Annotated in this window: 16 protein-coding genes; 10 read left to right on the forward strand and 6 right to left on the reverse strand. The window is 47.6% G+C overall.

Annotated elements, in window-relative coordinates:
* The first annotated feature begins 359 nt into the window (after positions 1–359).
* Positions 360–1,160 carry an ion transporter gene (locus B5M13_RS28165; protein WP_080058831.1) on the forward strand — a complete coding sequence of 267 codons (801 nt, stop codon included), beginning with the start codon at positions 360–362 and terminating at the stop codon, positions 1,158–1,160.
* Between the two features lie 25 nt (positions 1,161–1,185).
* On the opposite strand, the gene B5M13_RS28170 is transcribed toward B5M13_RS28165, so the two are convergent.
* Positions 1,186–1,800 carry a trimeric intracellular cation channel family protein gene (locus B5M13_RS28170; RefSeq protein ID WP_080058832.1) on the reverse strand — a complete coding sequence of 205 codons (615 nt, stop codon included), beginning with the start codon at positions 1,798–1,800 and terminating at the stop codon, positions 1,186–1,188.
* 171 nt (positions 1,801–1,971) lie between these two features.
* Here B5M13_RS28170 and B5M13_RS28175 point away from each other — a divergent pair, with 171 nt between their 5' ends.
* Complete coding sequence (locus B5M13_RS28175) at positions 1,972–3,894, forward strand: DNA polymerase III subunit gamma/tau (RefSeq protein WP_080058833.1); 1,923 nt, start codon at positions 1,972–1,974, stop codon at positions 3,892–3,894.
* A gap of 91 nt (positions 3,895–3,985) precedes the next feature.
* On the opposite strand, the gene B5M13_RS28180 is transcribed toward B5M13_RS28175, so the two are convergent.
* A complete protein-coding gene (locus B5M13_RS28180; RefSeq protein ID WP_080058834.1) occupies positions 3,986–5,101 on the reverse strand; it encodes a tetratricopeptide repeat protein in 1,116 nt (371 codons plus the stop codon).
* 99 nt (positions 5,102–5,200) lie between these two features.
* On the opposite strand from B5M13_RS28180, the gene B5M13_RS28185 reads away from it, so the two are divergent.
* From B5M13_RS28185 to B5M13_RS28210, 6 genes are all read left to right on the forward strand, one after another.
* Entirely contained in the window at positions 5,201–6,439 is a 1,239-nt protein-coding gene (locus tag B5M13_RS28185) for a M16 family metallopeptidase (RefSeq protein WP_080058835.1), read from the forward strand.
* 13 nt (positions 6,440–6,452) lie between these two features.
* Positions 6,453–6,929 carry a 2-C-methyl-D-erythritol 2,4-cyclodiphosphate synthase gene (ispF, locus tag B5M13_RS28190; RefSeq protein ID WP_080058836.1) on the forward strand — a complete coding sequence of 159 codons (477 nt, stop codon included), beginning with the start codon at positions 6,453–6,455 and terminating at the stop codon, positions 6,927–6,929.
* A 66-nt stretch (positions 6,930–6,995) separates the two neighbouring features.
* Complete coding sequence (locus B5M13_RS28195) at positions 6,996–8,141, forward strand: amidohydrolase family protein (protein WP_080060113.1); 1,146 nt, start codon at positions 6,996–6,998, stop codon at positions 8,139–8,141.
* 89 nt (positions 8,142–8,230) lie between these two features.
* Positions 8,231–9,334 (forward strand): mandelate racemase/muconate lactonizing enzyme family protein, encoded by a 1,104-nt coding sequence (locus B5M13_RS28200; RefSeq protein ID WP_080058837.1) that lies wholly within the window; start codon positions 8,231–8,233, stop codon positions 9,332–9,334.
* A gap of 60 nt (positions 9,335–9,394) precedes the next feature.
* Positions 9,395–9,952 (forward strand): GNAT family N-acetyltransferase, encoded by a 558-nt coding sequence (locus tag B5M13_RS28205; RefSeq protein ID WP_080058838.1) that lies wholly within the window; start codon positions 9,395–9,397, stop codon positions 9,950–9,952.
* A gap of 98 nt (positions 9,953–10,050) precedes the next feature.
* Positions 10,051–11,334 (forward strand): serine hydrolase domain-containing protein, encoded by a 1,284-nt coding sequence (locus B5M13_RS28210; protein ID WP_080058839.1) that lies wholly within the window; start codon positions 10,051–10,053, stop codon positions 11,332–11,334.
* Between the two features lie 78 nt (positions 11,335–11,412).
* Here the strand turns inward: B5M13_RS28210 and B5M13_RS34685 are convergent, their stop codons facing one another.
* Positions 11,413–11,514 (reverse strand): lasso RiPP family leader peptide-containing protein, encoded by a 102-nt coding sequence (locus tag B5M13_RS34685; protein WP_155297340.1) that lies wholly within the window; start codon positions 11,512–11,514, stop codon positions 11,413–11,415.
* A gap of 189 nt (positions 11,515–11,703) precedes the next feature.
* Between B5M13_RS34685 and B5M13_RS28215 the strand changes: the two genes are divergently transcribed.
* Complete coding sequence (locus B5M13_RS28215) at positions 11,704–12,750, forward strand: aminopeptidase (RefSeq protein WP_080058840.1); 1,047 nt, start codon at positions 11,704–11,706, stop codon at positions 12,748–12,750.
* 30 nt (positions 12,751–12,780) lie between these two features.
* Entirely contained in the window at positions 12,781–13,569 is a 789-nt protein-coding gene (locus tag B5M13_RS28220) for a DUF3108 domain-containing protein (RefSeq protein ID WP_080058841.1), read from the forward strand.
* Positions 13,570–13,694: 125 nt separating this feature from the next.
* On the opposite strand, the gene B5M13_RS28225 is transcribed toward B5M13_RS28220, so the two are convergent.
* From B5M13_RS28225 to dnaA, 3 genes are all read right to left on the reverse strand, one after another.
* Positions 13,695–18,005: an SdrD B-like domain-containing protein gene (locus B5M13_RS28225; RefSeq protein ID WP_170061207.1), complete on the reverse strand. Its 4,311-nt coding sequence runs from the start codon at positions 18,003–18,005 to the stop codon at positions 13,695–13,697.
* A gap of 561 nt (positions 18,006–18,566) precedes the next feature.
* The gene (locus B5M13_RS28230) at positions 18,567–19,595 is read right to left on the reverse strand and encodes a GNAT family N-acetyltransferase (RefSeq protein ID WP_080058843.1); all 1,029 of its coding nucleotides are present in this window, start codon (positions 19,593–19,595) and stop codon (positions 18,567–18,569) included.
* Between the two features lie 77 nt (positions 19,596–19,672).
* A complete protein-coding gene (gene dnaA, locus B5M13_RS28235) occupies positions 19,673–21,082 on the reverse strand; it encodes a chromosomal replication initiator protein DnaA (protein WP_080058844.1) in 1,410 nt (469 codons plus the stop codon).
* Between the last annotated feature and the right edge of the window lie 63 nt (positions 21,083–21,145).

Below are 21,145 nucleotides of genomic sequence, written 5' to 3' on the forward strand. Positions count from 1 at the left end.
ACCGCATAGGCAAACAAATTGATATAGTCCTTTCGGACCTAAACCGAAATGGCGTAGTATGGAAGAAAGTCGGTAAATAAACGAGCTTTGCCATTGGTTTGTGCGGAAAAAAGCGGACAATGTTAGAGAGATTATCCGTATCCTGCAATAAAATAACGGTTTTTTTGCAGGATAGTTCGTTAGTGGTCAAAACATATTTATTGAATGTTAAATGCAATAATATAGACGACTCACAATCAGCAGGTCACGAATAACCATCACAAGATTTTTGCCAAAAACACATTCCTGAATCCTTTCCGCGTTTCCGAATGGCAAGTTCGGTTTTTGGTGAGTAGCTTGCATTCCCTACCGATTCGATCATGTTAGCCCTCCGTAAATCGCTCTACCGTATTCTTGAAACTTCGGCCGGAAAGCGCCGGGGAATAAGTCTGATCTTTAACTTGATCCTGATCGGCATTATCACGCTGAACGCCATCGCGATAGTGCTACATACAGTGCCGGAGTACAATCTGCGTTTTGCCCGACTATTTTACGACTTTGAGGTATTCTCCGTCGGTTTTTTCACGATTGAATACCTTCTTCGTCTGTGGGTGTGCGTCGAAAATGAGAAATACCATCATCCTTTTTGGGGGCGGTTGCGCTATATGTTTTCAACGTCGGCTATTATCGATTTTCTAGCCATATTCCCTTTCTACTTTTCGCTATTTGCCACCGATCTGGCCATCGTCCGGATTCTGCGCCTGTTCCGCATTTTCCGGCTTTTCCGTATTTCGCGGTATTCACACGCCTTCCGGCTCATTCAAAGCGTCGTTTCCGACAAAAAGGAGGAGTTAGTGCTGAGCACGATACTGGTTGTTTTTATGCTCATCATTGTTTCCAGTATTATGTATTACGTAGAACACAATGCGCAACCCGATAAGTTTTCGAGTATTCCGGCAACCATGTGGTGGGGCGTTACGGCCATGACAACCGTGGGCTACGGCGACATTCACCCCATTACGCCACTAGGGAAGTTTTTAGGTGGCATTGCGGCTATTGTGGGGATTGGCTTATTCGCCTTGCCGACTGGTATTCTGGTATCGGGTTTCAATGAACATATCCGTGTTCATAAAGGTGGACATAGCCGTCAGCGCTGCCCGCATTGCGGAAAAGAAATTTAATGGCAGAGGGTAGGACTAGCATATGTCAATTCTGAATCCGGGGTAATGTCCAATCCTTACGAATGGCGATGAGCCGAAAGAGGGTAATCAAGCCTGCCGACAGGATAACGTTGAGGGTTGGATCGACGCCCAGCCGCGCGTTTACCTGATAGAGAATTGCTCCCAATAAACAGGGTGTCACGTACAACTGCCGATCCAGAATGAGGGGTAACTCATTAACGAATGTGTCCCGAATAACGCCACCAAACAGTGCTGTTATGATACCCAGCAGTATAGCAGCCCAATCATTTACGCCAGCAAGCAATGCTTTCTGCATACCCAGAATGGTGAAAAGGCCCAGGCCAATGGTATCGAACAGCAGTAAAGGTCGCCGGAAGGCACCCCGCCACCAGTTACGCCCCATTACGGCGATAATAACGCTGACGAAAATAACAACCAGATAAGTCGGATCACGTATCCAGGCAATTGGATGCGCCCCAATGATGACATCCCGAGTGGTTCCTCCACCCACAGCCGTCAGAAAACCAACAAAAAACAGGGCCACTACATCATGGTACATTTTCTTACTCAAAGCGGAAAGCGCACCGGAAATGGCAAAGACACTTGTACCAACCAGATCAATGATATACCAGATAGTCATAGACGTACGAAGTCGTTCGGAAAGAACGCCAATAGTTTCAGTGGCGATCAATCCGCAAACTTACATTGGATCAGGTGGTATTGAAATTCCTTTGGGCAAAGCTTAGCTCAGCCCGCGCCTTCTTCACCAAATACCTTTTGCCTTTCCGCCCCCAACCTGCTAACTTGCAGTATGGAAAATTTCGTGGTCTCGGCCCGCAAGTACCGTCCGGCTACTTTCGATACCGTAGTCGGGCAAGAGCATATTACGACTACCCTTAAGAACGCTATCAAGACCAACCACTTAGCGTCGGCGTTTTTATTTTGTGGGCCACGTGGCGTTGGCAAAACGACCTGTGCCCGGATTCTGGCTAAAACCATTAACTGCCAAAACCTGACGCCCGAAGGCGAAGCCTGCGATACCTGTGATTCCTGCGTGAGCTTTACGCAGAATGCTTCGTTTAATATTCATGAACTGGATGCTGCTTCCAATAACTCGGTTGAAGATATACGCAATCTGATCGATCAGGTTCGTTACCCACCCCAATCAGGAAAGTATAAGATCTACATCATCGACGAGGTTCACATGCTGTCGTCGGCGGCTTTCAATGCGTTTCTGAAAACCCTGGAGGAGCCACCCTCCTACGCCATTTTTATTCTGGCCACGACCGAAAAGCATAAAATTCTGCCCACGATTCTGTCGCGCTGTCAGATTTTCGACTTCAACCGAATTCAGCCGGGGCACATTTCCGCTCACTTGGCCAAGATTGCCTCGAAAGAGGCTATTACCGCTGAAGCCGAAGCCCTGGACTTGATCGCTCAAAAAGCTGACGGGGGGCTACGCGACGCACTATCGATGTTTGACCTGAACGTCACTTTTGCGGCCGACCGGGTGATTCGGTACAAGGAAGTGCTGGACAACCTGCATATTCTCGACTACGATTACTATTTCAAACTGACGGATTTACTGCTGGCTGGTAACTTGCCCCAGAGTTTGCTGACGGTCGATGAAATCCTCAGAAAAGGCTTCGACGGCCATCAGTTTGTGGTAGGCTTCTGCCGCCATTTCCGCGATTTGCTGGTTTGCAAAGATCCGGCTACAGTCCAACTGCTACAGGTAACCGAAAACGTTCGGCGGCAATACCTCGACCAGGCCACCAAAGCCCCTATGTCGTTTTTACTCTCAGCCCTGAGCCTGGGTGGTCAGTGCGACATGAACTACAAGCAGGCTAAAGATCAGCGGCTACACATCGAACTGTGGCTAATGAAACTGGCCAACCTGCGAAATGCGCTGAACTGGGATTCGATGCCGGAGCTTCCGCTCAATGGAACGCATAACGGCGATGCTACTTCGTTGGTCCAATCGGGCACTGAAAAAAAAAACGGCGAACCGAACCCCATCCAGTCAGCAGCCAGTAGTTCAGGCACCTCAGCGAGTGGTGCCAGTCAGCCACTAACTACGCATCCTATTACGAGTGAACCAGTTCATGGCTACCAATCGGGCCCAGCGACCAATGGCAAGGACTCATCGGTTGTAGAAAAAGCATCGGCTAACGGGCATATAGCTCCGGTGAATGGGCCTCTAACGGTAGGGGCACCAGCTGCGGTTCCCCCTAAACCCCAGTATGCTCCCCCGGCCCGACCGGCTAGCAGCCGACTGCGTTCAACCGTTTCCTTAACGGCTGGTCCGGCATCAACAGCCACCGACACGGAGGAAGTCGTCACGATCAAAACCCATAATCGACCTGACAAACCATTCAGCTTTGACGAATTGCGAGATCAGTGGGCCACCTTCGCCCGATTGCGTCGACAACAAAACGACATCACTTCCGAACAGGTTGTCCTGAACCGCGATCTGGTCCTGGACGGCACAACGATTCGGCTTACGCTCGACAATACGCTTCAGGTCGACTTTTTAACGGAGCTAAAGCCTGAGCTATTGGGTTATCTGCGTCGGGAATTACAGAATAGCCAGATTCAGATTGAGCATCAGGTAGTTATTCAGGAAGTAAAGAAAATGATCTATAGCTCGCAGGATAAATACAACTACATGGCCGAAAAGAATCCTGCCCTTCATGAACTCCGTAAAGTCCTGAATCTGGAAGTAGACTATTGACGCAGACGGATGTACGATATAGGATGTATTAGACGTTCACTGCTAAAAAATATATCCTATATCATACATCATACATTCTATATCATACCTCCTATTTATACGTTTTAGCCTCCTTAATCAACGACTTGTACTCTCCTATCGACAAAGCTTTTTTATAATACATTTTGGCGCGGTTCGCGTCGTTGTTACGAGCAGCAATTCGGGCCAGGCCCGCGTAAGCAAAGGCCATATATTCTTTTGTATAGGGGTCGTTGTAAGGCAGTTTGAGCGATTGATTATAATATTCAGCCGCTTCTTTGTCGTCTTTATCCAGGTGCTCGGCCAGCATACCCGAAAAGGTATGATAGGCCAATGGAACCAGTTTATTGGGCATCTGTTTTAACCGTTGCACATACGGCCGAGCCTCAGCATAGCGGCCTGCCAGCAGTAACGACTCTGCATAGCTCATGGCAAACAGCGGATTATTGGGATACTTATCGACCAAATACCTTGTATACCCGGCTGCTTTTGCGGGGTTGGTTTCATGCTTCATCAGCAAATGTGCCAGATAATAATTGGCCACGGGTCGCATGAAAATAGCCTTCCGGGTTGCCATATCCATCTGACGAATGCCCAGCGGAATATCACCATCAGCGAAGAAAACCATAAACGGCCGAACAATCGGGTGATCGATGGGGTAGCGTTCGACGTAGTAATTATAAAGGCCGGTGGTGAAGTAAAAGTCTGGGTTCTTTTCCATCAGTTTAAACCCATCACGCAGGTAACTATACGCCTTTTTCGACTCCCCAACGGCTTTGAGCGATTCGCCCTGATTGTTGTAGAGCATAGCCATATAGCTGTGGCAGGTCAGCATAAAGAAAATTGCTTCAGGATCATCTTCGTTTTTATCGAGCATTCGCTTCGATAGCTGTAAACCCTGCTCAACAGCCTGAACAAACTGGGCTGTAGCGGCTTTATTTTCAGCCAATGGCAGATGCTGAATATCCAGTTGAGTGGCGCGTAAAATGTAGGCCGCCGGATTCTGCGGATAGCGGCTCTGTAGCTGGCGAATCAGGGCATCCGATTCTGTAAACTCAAGGCTATAGATATGATCGAGGACCTTCAGAATGGTTTGTTGAGCCAGAGGGTCATTTATAGTCTGCGCTGGTGCCATCAGGGGAATTACGAGAGCGAGCAGACTCAAAAAAATAGTTTTCAGGATGGACAAAGCTGTGGGTGCGGTTATGCCGTTTGATTCTATACAGTCAGAAGTGTACTTTTGTTCAATGCGCTTAACCAAACGAAGGTTAATTGCTATTGTTCAGCTATGATTCATTACGAAGAGTTTGTTCTGGATAATGGTCTGCGGGTATTCGTTCATGAAGACGAATCGACACCAATGGCCGTTGTCAATATTTTATACAATGTTGGGTCACGCGATGAAAATCCCGCCAAAACCGGCTTTGCCCATTTGTTTGAGCATCTGATGTTTGGCGGATCGCGACATATCCCGGTTTACGACGAACCATTGCAGAAAGTAGGGGGCGAAAACAATGCCTTCACCAGCCCCGATATTACCAACTATTACATCACCCTGCCAGCCGCGAATCTGGAAACGGCCTTCTGGCTTGAGTCGGACCGGATGCTGAGCCTCTCCTTCGACCCACAGGTACTTGACGTCCAACAAAAAGTGGTTATCGAAGAGTTTAAGCAACGATACCTGAACCAGCCTTACGGTGATGTCTGGCTCAAGCTCCGACCGCTTGCCTACCAGCAACACCCCTACCGATGGGCTACAATCGGGAAAGACATTAGCCATATCGAAGAGGCCACGATGGATGATGTCAAATCATTTTTCTACAAATATTACTTACCCAACAACGCCATTTTGGTCGTAGCAGGCAATGTAACAGTAGAGCAGGTCAAGCAATTGTGCGCCAAATGGTTTGCCTCTATCCCAGCGGGTGAACCATATTTTCGACAGCTCCCGGTCGAGCCTGTCCAGACCGAAGCACGTAAGCTGGAGACGTCAGCCAAAGTACCGCTCAACAGCTTGTACAAAGTTTATCACATGCCCGGCCGCTTCGACCCTGGCTTTCATACGGCCGATCTGCTGAGCGATATGCTGGGCCGGAGTAAATCGTCTCGCTTGTACCAGAAACTCCTGCGCGACAATCCGATGTTTAGCAGCGTAAATGCTTACATTACAGCCTCCATTGACCCAGGTTTGCTGGTCATTCAGGGCAATATCAATAAAGGCGTTTCGTTGGAAGAAGCCGATGCAGCCGTCGAAGCCATCGTTCAGGAATTTATTGACCAGCCCGTATCGGACGAAGAGCTTTCGAAGGTAAAAAATCAGGCCGAAGCGACACTGGCTTTTTCGGAAGTCGAGTTATTGAACCGCGCCATGAATTTAGCCTATGCCGCCAATGCTGGAAACCCGGATTTTGTTAATCAGGAAGCGGAACGAATTCAGGCGATAACTTCCGGGGATATTCAGGCCACGGCTCGTCAGATAGTGCGGAAAGAAAACTGTTCGACACTCTACTACCGGGTGTCCGAATAAACCAGCTTGTTTCATGAAAATTCGCGTAGGGCACGGATACGATGTTCATCGGTTAGAAGAAGGCCGTCCGTTCTGGTTAGGTGGCATTCAGATTCCCAGTACGTTTGGGCCAGTTGGTCATTCGGATGCCGATGTAGTATGTCATGTGTTGTGCGACGCCCTGCTGGGAGCTGCCAACATGCGCAACATTGGTTACCATTTTTCTGACAAAGACCCGCGCTGGAAAGGTGTCGACAGTAAGATTCTGCTGGCGGAGGTGCTGCGGATGGTGCGGGGAGCAGGCTACGAAGTCTCAAACGTCGACGTAACCGTAGTGTTGCAGGAGCCCAAACTCAATCCACACATACCAGCCATGAAAACCTGCCTGGCCGGAGTAATGTCCATTCCTGAAGACGATATTTCGATCAAAGCCACCACCTCCGAACACATCGGCTTCGTGGGGCGGGGCGAAGGCATTGCGGCCCATTGCGTGGCGTTAATTTTTCGCTGATTTTTGTTCGTATCTTGTTACCCGACGAATGAAACCCCGCTTCGTCAACCTGTTAACTTAATGAATATGCCTTCTTCTTTACGAACAATTGTTGGCCCGGCTATCGGCTTCGCCTTCTCCCTGTTCAGTTTATCGGTCATAGCGCAGCCCAAACCGGCCGATATGCCACTGGGGTTTGAAGAATACGACCCTGTTTCGACCCTGAAAGTCCCCGAACACAAGCTTACACGGTCGAAATATCCATTTATCGATGTCCATAACCATCAGTTTCAGATGGACAAGGAGGATTTGCGCAAGCTCCTTTCTCAGATGGACAGTCTGAATATGGGACTGATGGTCAACCTGAGCGGACGTGGATTTGCTGACAACCAGACGGCAAGCACGAAATTCTTCGACGATGCCCTGACCAATATCCAGAAAACGAACTCTAAACGACTGGTGCTGTTCACAAACATCAATTTTTCGAACGTAAACGATAAAGGCTGGACCGAACAGGCGGTCAAAATTCTGGAAGAAGACGTAAAAAAAGGAGCGAAAGGCCTAAAAATCTACAAAAGCCTGGGTTTCAGCGTTAAAGATGACAAAGGCAATCGCGTTCGGGTCGATGATCCACGGCTTGACCCTATCTGGGCGAAATGTGGACAGTTGGGCATTCCGGTACTGATTCATACCGCCGACCCAAAATCCTTCTGGGATCCGATGGACCGCTACAACGAACGCTGGCTTGAGCTTAAACTCCACGCCGGTCGCAAGCGAGGGCCTAATGACCCTGTGCCTTGGGAACAACTGATTACCGAGCAACACAATGTGTTCCGAAAACATCCAAAAACAACGTTCATTGCCGCACATATGGGCTGGTATCCGAACGACCTGAAAAAGCTGGATAGTCTGATGACTGTTTTCCCGAACATGAACGTCGAGATTGGGGCTGTCATCGCAGAGTTAGGCCGTCAGCCACGGGCCAGTCGTAAATTTTTCGAGAAATATCAGGACCGGATTCTGTTTGGCAAAGACAGTTGGGTACCCAGCGAATACGCTACTTATTTCCGGGTACTGGAAACCGACGACGAATACTTCCCCTACCACAAAAAATACCACGCTTTCTGGCGGATGTATGGGATGGGCCTGCCTGATGAAGTTCTGAAAAAAGTGTATTACAAAAACGCATTACGGATTATTCCCGGCCTGGACAAAAGCCAGTTCCCCCACTAATTATTAAACACAGAGGGCACCGAGATTTCACAGCGAGCACACTGAGAAAATTTCTGTGCTCACTGTGAAATCTCTGAGTTTGAAAGGTAATGAAAATCACCGCCATCCACCTGTATCGCTACGACATTCCCCTGAAAGCGCCTATTGCCATTTCACTAGGCACGATTGAGCATGCCCGGAATATGCTGGTTGAAATCCAGACCGATGAAAGCATTACGGGCTGGGGCGAAGGCTCGCCCTTCTGGATGATCGTTGGCGAAACTCAGGAGTCGGGATTAGCAGCAGCCAATGACATGGCCAAACTGCTGTTGGGTCTGAATCCGCTCGATATTGAAGGGTGCCTGACTACCATAACCCGTTATCTTCCCGGACATATCACGACCCGCTCTGCGTTCGATATGGCGTTGTACGACATTGCTTCCAAAGCGGCCCGGATGCCTCTTTACCAGTTTCTGGGTGGCTCGAAACGGCAGCTCGTTACGGACGAAACTATTTACATTAACACGCCCGATCGCATGGTTGAAGATGCCCTCCGTATTCAGGCCAAGGGAGCAGATGCCATCAAAGTAAAGCTAGGTACCAACCTACACGACGATATCAAGCGGGTAGAAGCCATCCGAAATGCCATTGGTGATACCATTCCCATCCGAACCGATGCCAATCAGGGCTGGGACGTGGTAACGGCATCGGGCGTGCTACGAGCCATTGGTGGCTGGAATGTACAGTATTGCGAACAACCCATTAAACGGCATGATATTGCGGGGTTACGTCGAATCCGACAAACCTCAACCGTACCGATCATGGCCGACGAAAGCCTGTTCGACGCTACCGATGCGATTCGACTGGTTCGTGAAGAAGCGGTGGATTATTTCAACATCAAGCTATCGAAAAGTGGCGGAATCTGGGAAGCGCTTACGATCAATGCCATTGCCGAATCAGCCAGTATTCCCTGTATGATCGGTTGTATGTCGGAGTCCAGACTGGCGCTAACGGCCAATGCTCATTTTGCATCCGCTCGTCAGAATGTGCGTTTTTATGATCTGGATGCCTGTTTCGAGCATGCAGTCGATCCGGTTTATGGCGGCATTACGTACAACGGCTACCAGATCGATCTACCCGAAACCCCTGGTATTGGTGCCGAAGTAGACACCGACTTTTTGAAAGGCTGTCAGAAAAGGACAATCGAATTGTAACGCGGGTTTCCACCCGCGATTAGCAGTCCCTAGTTGCGGGTTTTCGCCCGCGTTACCTGTATGCAAATCACCACCGTTCAGTCGGATGCCGACGTTCAGGGCATTCTGACTCTTCAGCAAAAAAATCTGCGCAAAAATGTCCCGCTCCATGTACAGGTTGATCAGGGGTTTGTAACGGTTGAACATGACCCAGTCGTATTAACCCGTATGAATCAGGCGGCTCCCAGCGTCATTGCCAAAGATGGCGACACGGTTGTAGGGTATGCGTTGACGATGCTTCCTGAATTTGCGACCGATGTGCCGGAACTACTGCCTTTGTTTGACCTGATCAACAAACTAACCTACGAAGGGAAACCTATATACGACTATGCCTGGTATGTGATGGGGCAGGTTTGCGTAGCCGATGGGTATCGGGGACAAAACATTTTCGACCGGATGTTCCAGCATCATCGCGACGTATATGGCAAACGCTTTCGCCTGCTGATCACCGATATTTCGGCCAATAACAACCGCTCCTTACGCGCTCACAACCGGGTCGGCTTCGAATCCATTCATGAGTTTTATGACCCGGCTATTGGCGAAACCTGGGTGGTGGTAGCCTGGGATTTTGAAAAGTAGAACTAGTAAAGTTTGCGGTTTTCCGTTGACGGTTTACGGTAAGACATTTATAACGATTTCTCATTTGATCCATTCTGTAAACAGAAACCCATTCCCCTATGCGCCTATTCTTATTCGTGTTGATCAGCGCCACATCGCTCGTTGCACAACCATCACCCCAAACATTTACTCCCGCCAAATCACCTGCCGATGCGGGTTTTTCGGCAGAACGGCTCAGGCGGTTAGATACCTGGTTACAGAGCCTGATCGATCAGGGAATAGCGCCCAATGCAGTTACGTTTGTAGCCCATAAAGGCAAAGTAGCGCATTACAAAGCCTTTGGATACAGCAACTTAGCTAAGAAAACACAGTTGAAACGCGATGATCTTTACCGAATTGCCTCGCAGTCGAAAGCCATCACGACCACCACATTGATGACGCTGTTCGAGGAAGAGAAGTTTTTGCTCGACGATCCAATCTCAAAGTACATTCCTGCCTTTAAGAACCCGAAAGTGCTGGTTCGGTATGATAAAAAAGACCCGGTTGGTGGTGCCTACGAAACGCGTCCGGCAAAAGGCGAAATCACTATTCGACAATTGCTGAGCCACAATGCGGGCATTCCGTATGAACACCCACTTGATGGCCGGCCAGAATTTAAAGTGCCCTTCTTCAATTCAACGGCGCCCGATAAACTCGAAGATGCAATCAATAAACTAGCCCAACGCCCACTCCTGCGCGATCCTGGAACGGACTCTACTGGCGCTGGCTTCACCTATGGCCTGAATACCGACATTATTGGCCGACTGGTTGAGGTCCTGTCCGGCAAACCGCTGGATGTGGCCATGCGGGAGCGCGTACTGGAGCCGCTGGGTATGACCGACACCTATTTTTACCTGCCCGACAGCAAAGCCAGCCGATTGGTCGAACTATACGAAAAATCGAGCATGGACAAGCCACTCACCTTGCATACAAACGAAGCCTACCGAAATTCATCTATTTCAGGCGCTAAAACGTATTTTTCGGGAGGAGCGGGATTGATCAGTTCGGTAGAAGATTACGCCAAACTTTGTCAGATGTTGCTGAATGGCGGTGCCTTTAACCACAAACGAATTTTGGGGCGAAAAACGGTCGAAATGATGCTTCGTAACCAGATTGGGGCCGCTGAAGTATGGGATCGAAAAGACAAATTTGGCCTCGGCTTCCAATTGATTACCGAAAACTCTTATTATGGTGATCAGGCGACACCCGGATCATTCACCTGGGGCGGCATGTATTGCTCCGAATTCACCATTGACCCTAAAGAAGAACTGATCCTGCTCATTTTCACCAATGTGCAGCCCTACGCTTACTACAGCGATTTTGTGAAGAAATTTAGGATTGCCGTTTATCAGGCACTTGATTAACGGATTCCCAGGGAAACAAAGCAGTAAAAATTGTTTTATCAGAGGGAAGTTCGTTTCCCTCTGATAAGCAGATCGCCACTAGCTACCCGCATGTAGTGTAATTTGGTTTACCTTTCCATGTTTAACCAATTTTGGTTTTTGATAAGCCTTTTTAGGGAGTAAATGGGTACTGTTTGTCATGGCTTTAAATAGTTAAAAATAAATAAAGATGGGTATACCTAATGCGACCAGTATATCTCTGATGCATACTTCGTTTGCAATAATAATACCCTGAAAGCTACATCAGTATCTATTTAAAAAAGTTATTTAGTAGAAGGTAACGTAAGCCACCAATCATTACGCCAACTTATTCAAGCAAGCATCCAACTCATGATTAAAAAAATTGCTCTTATTCTTGTAGGGGTTTTGGTTGTACTGGTTGTCTGGCAATGGGAACTGGTCAGTTATGGTTGGATGCAGGCAAAAGGGCAACTACGCATTCTCTGGAACACAAAGCCCGTAGCAGAGCTGTTGAATGATCCGGCCTACCCTGATTCAGTAAAAAAAGAAATAGAACTTATCCGCGAAATCAAGCGTTTTGCTATAGACTCGCTTGGTTTAGATAAATCAGGTAGTTACGAATCGTTTTATGATCAGAAAGGGAAGCCAATTTTATGGGTAGTAACAGCCGCTGAGCCGTATCAACTCGTTGCAAAACAATGGAATTTCCCAATCATAGGCACATTTTCGTACAAAGGTTTTTTTGAAAAAGATCGTGCCGACTCGACGGTATCAGCGCTAAAACGAGAAGGTTTTGACACCCGTATTGGCGAGGTTTCGGCCTGGTCGACATTAGGATTTTTAGACGATCCGATTCTGTCTAGTTTTCTGGACAAACCGGTAGGTAACCTGGCAGAATTGATTATTCATGAACTGACGCATGGAACGTTGTTCATAAAAAACAGTTTAGAATATAACGAAAACCTGGCTGATTTCGTAGGTGAATACGGATCGTTACGATTTCTGGCCTATAAGTATGGGAAAGCCTCTGAGCCTTACCAGAACTATCTGGCCAGTAAAGCGTTTTACGAACGATACGATGAGCATATCTTGCGCGGAACCCGAACGCTCGATAGTTTATACCGGACGTTTAAACCTACAACCTCGGTAGCCGTCAAAGATTCGCTGAAATGGAAAACAATCCGGCAAATTGTGGTTTCGTCCGACACGATTACCGACCAACGAAAGGCACTAAGTGTACGTTCAATAAAAAAACGGAATCTTAGCAAACCATATCTACCTAATAATGCGTATTTTATTGGGTACCTAACCTATCGAAAACAGCAGAATCGGTTTCGGCAGGAGTTTGAAAACCGATTCAAAGGAGATTTTAAACGGTACTTGTCTTACTTAAAAAAGACCTATCCATCTTTATAACTGGAGCCCCGTATTCGGGCATTTGGTAGTATGAAGAAGTTATTGATCAGCATTGGTATTCTTTCGGTCCTGAGCACTGGCTTTATGGCGTTAAACACCTATCGCCGTGTTGTCAATACGAGTTTTGGCCCCGGTGAACACCTCGAATATCGAGTCCATTATGGTTTTCTGAACGCGGCAGAAGCCATTGTCGACGTTAGCCCAACTTTATACAAAGTCAATGATCGCCCTTGCTACCGCGTGAATGTCGACGGCCGAACCGTAGGGGCATTCGATCTGGTTACGCGCATCCGGGACACTTGGCGCTCATACATCGACACAGCCGCCATTCTTCCCCAGAAATTTTATACGAATCTTCAGGAAAACAATTACCGGAAAGAGGAAAATATTACGTTTAATCACGAAACGAATACGGTAAAAGCCGAAGAGCGCACCGAAAAAGATGTGTTTAAAGTGCCTGATAACGTACACGACCTAATCAGCGGCTATTACTTCCTGCGAACGATCGATTTCAACCGAATTGGCAATGGGCAGGTTCTTGAAGTACCTGCTTTTTACGACGACACGGTTTACAATATGAAGGTTCGGTATCGTGGTAAAGCGGTCATCAAAACCAAACAAGGTAAGATCAATGTTATCAAACTAAACCCGGTTCTGCCCTCCAACAAGCTTTTTAAAGAAGAAGAGTCTATTCGCATCTTCGTTTCCGACGATGCGAATAAAGTACCGGTAAAAGTAGAAGTTGATTTCTGGGTTGGCGCAATGGTTATGGATTTGCGTCAGAACAGTGGCCTGAAACAGCCTCTTAAATTCTTCTGATTGTATTACTGTTCAAGCACATGAAAGCCCTGCCTATTGATACAGTCAGGGCTTTCATGTGCTTGAACAGCACGATTATTTTACCTCTACTTCATTTTTAACACCTAAAGCCAGCCATCAACAAATCACCGGCTTGGCCGCTTGGCTATTTTTATCAGAATGGGTACGCACGTACCGGTTGGGCATTCACATGCCTGTATATCAACCGAGGTTTCGGCATAACAATCCGTTTCATTGTAGACCCGTATCCAATAAATACCTGGCGACTGGATTGGACTCAGTATGCCATTTACAGGCAACAGTGTTTTACCCGACGTTACCGCTACCCCCGCATCGAATGAGCTACCTTGTACCAATTCATAGGTCAATGGTCCTACTGTTGTATTGGAGATATTATCTAAAACAATCGTGTATGATCCTGGTCCACTGCAGTTGGAATAAATGTTTCCAATCGTTGGCAATGGATTCACTGTGACTGTACCCTCAGCCGTTGCCGTACAACCGCTACTAGTACCCACAACGGCTGTATATACCGTATTGCCGACGGGCGTAATCGCAAACATACCCGTTGTGTTCACCGTATTATCGGGTAACAATGTATAGCTACTACCACCCGTAGCGGTTAAGCTAATGGTTTGCCCACTACAGAGTGTAACGCTACTCAGTGTAGCAACAGGTAACGAATTTACCGTCACGGTCCCTGTTGCACTAGCTATACAGCCACTTGCGTTGCCCACAATTACCGTATAGGAAGCTTGGGTAGTGGGGCTTACTGTAAACTCGCCAGTACTATTTACTACATTATTGGGAAGAAGGGTGTAACTGGTTCCGCCTGTAGCGGTCAGACTGGCCGACTGGCCGTTGCAAATCGTCGCACTATTTAACGTAGCTGTTGGTTGGGGGTTTACCGTAACACTTGCGACGGCGGATGTGACGCTGTTGCCAATGGTACAGGTTGCCGTGTACGTCAATACCGTAGGGCTGGTGATATTGATAAGCCCAGCCGTTGAAACCGTTACCGATGTACCACTGTCAGGGGTGGTTCCGGCCGACCAGTTGATCTGACCTGTAGCGCACCCACTGGCGGTAAGGGTGGCCGGTTGACCAGCGCAAACGACTGCGAATGTCACCTGAACATCAGCCGCTACCGTACAACTTGACGGTGGCGTATACGTCAGGCTAAATACCTGTCCTGCATAGCTTGCACTCAGCGAATGAGGCCCTGATCCCGATGAAAAGCCACTCAACGAGAAGGGTACAGAAATATCACCCACAGTTATGGGTACATTTGTCGTTACATTCCCATCGGTCAGAATAGCGGTATCGGTTATCGAATTACTGAGCGACATTATGCCGGTAAGTGTATACTCGTTGGTGAGTGTATTACACGTACCAGGGGTTACGGCCAGTCCGATCGTTGGTATACAGTTATTATAAGGCAGGAAAGCCGGAACGATCTCATAACAATACGGTCCGTTGTACACAATGACAGAATAACTGGTACCACTGCTGCTAACGGGATTAGCTAACCCGGTATAGCTAACACTGCCACTTACTACCGTACGGCTGTTACCAACTGCAGTATAGGCAGGCGGAATAGCGGTGGTATACAAAAAGGTTTTATCCCCATTAATTATACCACTAACAATAATCTGCGCATCGCTATTGGCGGTTATACTACTGACCGGGCAAGTGGCTGCGGTTACGGATACACTGGCTATGGAGGTCGGTAGGCAGTAAAAACCGACGTCGAAACTATGATCTACAGTGCCACTATAGCTGGTTGTTATACTAATTGTCGGTGCTGTAAAGCTGGCGAATGGGGTTATCTGGGCATCTGAGTCGTTCAGATCATTTCGATTGCCCCCAGCTGCATTGGCCACAGTCAGATGATACCTTCCACCACCCGCCGTCAGTAACGTATCTACAAACTGCCCTCCTGTACCAAACGCAATCTGATACGACGAGTTGGGCAAAAGAGCGGTTGTTGATCCAGGTACGGTCGATGAAGTGGGCGTGTAGGTAAAATAATATTCGCCAACCGCATCGGTCGTAGTCGTTGCAATCACATTCCCATTCTGTAACAAGGCAACATTAACGCCGGGTAAACCAACTTCATCTGGGTCCTGTTCACCATCGTGGTCGCTATCAAGCCAGACCCGGTTACCAACCTGTAAATACGTCGGTAAGTCACAGGCAAGGCCAACCCCACCCAGTCCCGTGGCTTTGCCTAGCGTTCCGCCATCGCCATCTACTGTTCTATACACCACAAATGAACTGGTTGCATTATCCCCGGTCGTATGGGTTCCCGTTGAATTGCTCAGAAAACGTACCCCTCCCGACCAGGACTGGTTATTGAGCGGATCCATGGTCGAAGCGACTACTTCGCCCGAACCTGGTCGGATGGCCAAAGCACCATTGGCATTTTCGGAGTGCACCAAACCTTGTCCCGAATAATAGAAGTCGTCGTTGTAAAACTCACCTCCGCCTGGGCCCTGATTGTTATTTGTACTCGAACCTACGTTTGGCCCTGCCTTACCGCCGTTTTCCAGGATAAATGTGCCATTACTAAAATAAGCCCTAAGCAGATCTCCGCCACTAATATTACTGTAATGCTTTGTATCACCACCATTATCACTAAAATTCTGGAAGCCAAGTTGAAGCCCCGAACGATCTGTGAAACCCAATACCATAGATCCATCAATATCAAACTCAATATTGGCAAGGATAGGCTGCGGATGCATAATGAAATACTCGCCTGTATTAACGACCACAAAATTGGAAAAGGAATCTTCCCAGGGATACCAGCCGCGTATGCTGAAATCCGTACGGTCGGGGGCACCTTTGGGGTAGGTCAGCGGAAAATCAAATATTATCTGGTACGTCCCTCCACTCCCCAGACTGTTACCCGTACCGGGTGTATAGGCATATACAATAGCCCGCAGATCACTCTTGTCTTTACTAGCCGATGCATCGCAAACAGCGCCTACATATACCTTGCCCTGATAGGTTTTTAATCCCCAGATCCGGCGGATACCACTTGTACACACATGATCATCTGGCAACGGGTGAGCAACCCAATCGCTGGGCCCCGGCGTTCCCGAAGCAGGTACTCGAAGCGAATATAATTTCCCATCGTGCAGATTCGTAAACCACAGTAGTGATCCATCTTCGGAAAGGTCCATATCGCCGATACCTACTTTCCCAATGGCGGTAAATGAATCGGGGTCGTGGCTGGCAGCGATGGGTAACCCTTCCAAACCGCGTCCACTGTTCGATGGGATTGTTCCCAAATCAATACCCAGCGTGGTAAGGTCTACATATAAACTTGTATTGGCAGGGCTTAGTGTCGTCGGATTCGACATATCCGTAACATAAACACCACCCAAACCAGCCGGCCCCAGACCCACATGCCTACGTAGCACAGCACTCGTATATAACCGTTTTGTAAACTTACTATACGTAGTGCCCCACAACGACCCAACCTGGCTAGCCGTAGCGAGTTCCTTCATAACACTCATATTCTTATTGCCACGGGAGGAGTACGGAAAAGCAATAAGTGCATCAAGAGTGCCAGACGTAGAACCGTTCGTTAACGGATCTCCATTAACAAAACAAGGTAGCATAATCAGGGGGTCGGTCTGACAGTATTCCTGCGCATTGAGTACACCCAGATCTACCTGACAGTCGGGTGAATTAACAAACTGAACCGTGGTCCGGCCATCCGCTCCGTTTGGAGTCCCACTACCGGCATAGGTTGGTATATCACTAAATTCAATCCGAACCGGATACTCCAACTGTGGAACAGACAGGGTATACTTACCAATCGAGTCGGTCGATGTTGTGTATATGGCTCCCGATTTTGTAATGGCCCGAACCGTAATATCAGGCAATCCAGTGGCTTCTCCACTCTGATGAATACCATCTGCATTAAAGTCCTTGAAAACAGTACCACCCAAACCTAAACAGGTAAGCGGTGGACAGGCTTCAGGCTTCGTGATCGTTTCGGTTACCGAGCAGTTTGTTCCGCCTGCGTTATAGCTAACTGTTACAGCAGCGGGGCTTCCATCGGCATTAACCTGAAACGCAACTACTTGTGGGGTATGTACATCGGCGTTTGAAGTGGTCGAAATATCGCGGGTAGTAAAGGTTTTACTTTCACTCCCTAACTGAACGGTAACTACACCCCCATCAGGAATATTCGACCAGCCAATTTCAGCACTAACAGTTACCTTACTGACTCCGCTGACGGAATAACAACCTGTTTCGCTAAGGTGCAAGGTCAAACCACAGCTATTATCGTCAACGGCTGCGGCTTTGGTAGATGCCTTCTGATTACTCGTTTTCGCGCCAACCGAATAAACTGTCTTATCTATATACCCTCGCAAGCGCTTCGGCTCTATTGTGTTTGTTCGGTCATAGGCTGATGGCGGCACAGCCGTTGTATCCGAATGTAAAAAAAATAGTAGCTGAAGTGAGATAAGAATTAGTAGTCTTAGTAACATTCCGTCTGAGCTAGAAAGTAAATAATAAACCCATCAATAAATAATAAATAATTTACTTATTAAGGTTACTTCTAGTCTACCAATGACTAATTCAACAGTAGATTAATTATTCATGTATCAAAAAATAAAAATAGACTGTTACCTTAAGCACACAAGAAATAACCTACATCCAGTTTGGCAACATTTATACCAGCCACCCATATATAGGCATTATTGATTCTTAAAAATGATAAATAACAGAGGTAGTTTATTAATCGGCCTATAACTAAATAGATAACCTTCATCCACAAAAATCACACCATTTTATCAACTAACTTAACGCTATACTTTAATAATAAAGTTACTTGTAAAGCAATAGTCACGCTTCTTAGTTAAATTAGACACAAAAACAAAGCACTTTATTAGTAACCTAAAACCGATATATATTTGACTACTATTGAAGAAATACAGCGTTTACTCCCCTTTTATTTAGTAAACGTATTAGTGAAAATTTCATTTAAGCTTCGCCCTAACTATGTCACAGACAATACTCTTTACGAATTGACGAACAGCTGCAGCCATCTGCTCAAGCTGGTGTAAATGGTTCCAGTGTACCAACTGGAAAGATTGCTCAATAGCCCCAAAGCTCCGATAAAAATTTCGTACGGATGATTTCTCCGGACTTTCAAAATCAAGTAGCCATGGGGTTGCCTCCTGCCTGCTATCTATATTGTCCTGAATCATCCGATCAATCAGCAGCGTGCGGGCATTGCCTTTTCGGCCAGCTTCCGATGCTGCGTTGAAAAGATAAATAATCCGGCCTCCTTCCTGAACAAATAGGGCCCCCGCTTCGATATGCCCACCACGGACAGCGTATCGAATGTGTCCGCAATTGCGCTGAATCAGTTCACGCGAAAGATTTCTGAGTATGTCATAAGCCCAGGCAGGAACTCCTCCATCTATTAGCCGGGCATGATGTCGCCTGAATAACTCTAGAAGTGGCTCCGGGTCCGACGACTCTACAAATATCCAGTTAGCGGCCTCCGCCCGATGTAAATTCATTTTACGATCGCGTGAATACTGGCTATAGACAGCCTTATAATCAGGTGTCAACCGCAAAACGTGCGTAGATGATTGCCGAACCCTATCGAAACTGCTTAGTTCATGAGTTGGCTGGCGTATACTATAAATTGACCCGTAGCTAAACGAATCGGTCAATAGCTGAAAAAACGGGCGAGCCTCCAGCGTAGCATCCCGACTAAAAACAGCCAGGAACTGGCAGAAAAATGGCTGATGTACTACCCATTTATAAGGGATTCCGGCCACGCATTTCCGTCGCAATGGAACCGGCATAACCGCCTGATACTGGCCCATAGCATCTACCAGGATAATGCCCACCCACAACCATCGGGGCGATGGCAATACAGCATCCAGATACCATGAATACCCATAAATAATCCGCTGTGGAGAGTCCGCAACGCAGGCATCCCAGGCTCGAACGTCGATCTGTTGGCGAGGAATAAGCTGGGGAGTGTTAGACAAGCTGATGCAAGAAGTTACGTGACGCCTTTATAGACGCCAAAGTCCCCGTTTCGTCAGCCCCTTCTCACAAATAAGGATTATTTAAACTGAGATTTCAGTTTTTCGATCATATCGCGGGTTTCAGCATGTTTGGCCACCAAATCACTGATGGTTTGAACGGCATGAATTACCGTACTATGGTCGCGGCCACCAAAATGATACCCAATAGACTTAAGCGACAGATCGGTTTTTTCTTTAGCCAGATACATAGCCACCTGACGTGGATGCACAAGCTCACGCTTCCGGCTTTTCGCTTTCAGGTCGGCAATGGTCACGTTAAAATAATCGGCAACCGCTTCCTGTACCGAGTCGATGGTTACTTCCCGGTCTGAGTCGACAACGATATTGCGTAGCGTCTGCTTGGCTAACTCAAGATCAATATCGCGCCGATTCAGAGAAGCCTGTGCCATCAGCGACACAATAACCCCTTCCAGCTCACGCACATTGGTATTGACACTATGTGCCAGGTACTCAATCACGTTATCGTCGATATAAATACCTTCTGTCTGAAGCTTTTTCTGGATAATAGCAATACGGGTTTCCAGGTCAGGTGTTTGCAAATCGGCCGAAAGCCCCCATTTGAAGCGGGAAAGCAATCGATCTTCCAGCCCATCCAGCGCTCGAGGAGCCCGGTCCGACGTCATGATAATCTGCTTACCGGACTGATGCAGGTGATTAAAGATATGGAAGAAAATCTCCTGGGTTTTTTCTTTCTTCTGCAAGAACTGCACATCGTCGATCACCAGCACATCGACCTGCATGTAGAATGACGTAAAATCACGAATACCATCAGTCCGTACTGCATTCAGAAACTGGTTCGTAAACTTCTCCGACGTAACGTACAGCACAAATTTATTATGGCTGTTATTCTTGATATAATTCCCAATGGCCTGTACCAGATGAGTTTTGCCCAGCCCTACTCCACCATAAATCATCAGCGGATTAAAAGAAGTAACCCCAGGGCGTTCAGCCACTGCGTAACCAGCCGAGCGCGCCAGCCGATTACAGTCGCCCTCCACATAATTCTCGAAGGTATAACTCGGATTCAGGTACGAATCGAGCGTAAGCGAATCAAGGTCTTTAAGCTGGAACGGGCTCTTAAGAATATCGGGGTTGACGTTATCGGGCTTGGCTGTTTGTGGACTTTTGGTAGTAGGCACATTAACCGTTAGCGGTCGATTCTGCTCATTCCCCTTATCGACAATAATCGAATACTCCAACTGACCTGTCGGCCCAATGGCTGTATCGAGCGCCTTACGAAGCGCATGCACGAAATTCTCTTCCAGCCATTCGTAAAAGAACTCGCTGGGCACCTGAATGGTCAGAACATTGCCATTGAGCCGTAAAGGTACAATGGGTTCAAACCAGGTATTAAAACTTTGTTCGGGAACAATTTCCCGAATAACGTTCAGACAGCGATTCCACACCGTCGTTACTTCACGCTGCATGCCTGTCTGAGTGGTTACATTCACGAGAAACTAGTTGTACTACGGTTGATTCCGCAAAAAAAG

This window comes from Spirosoma aerolatum, from assembly GCF_002056795.1.
Classification (GTDB): domain Bacteria; phylum Bacteroidota; class Bacteroidia; order Cytophagales; family Spirosomataceae; genus Spirosoma; species Spirosoma aerolatum.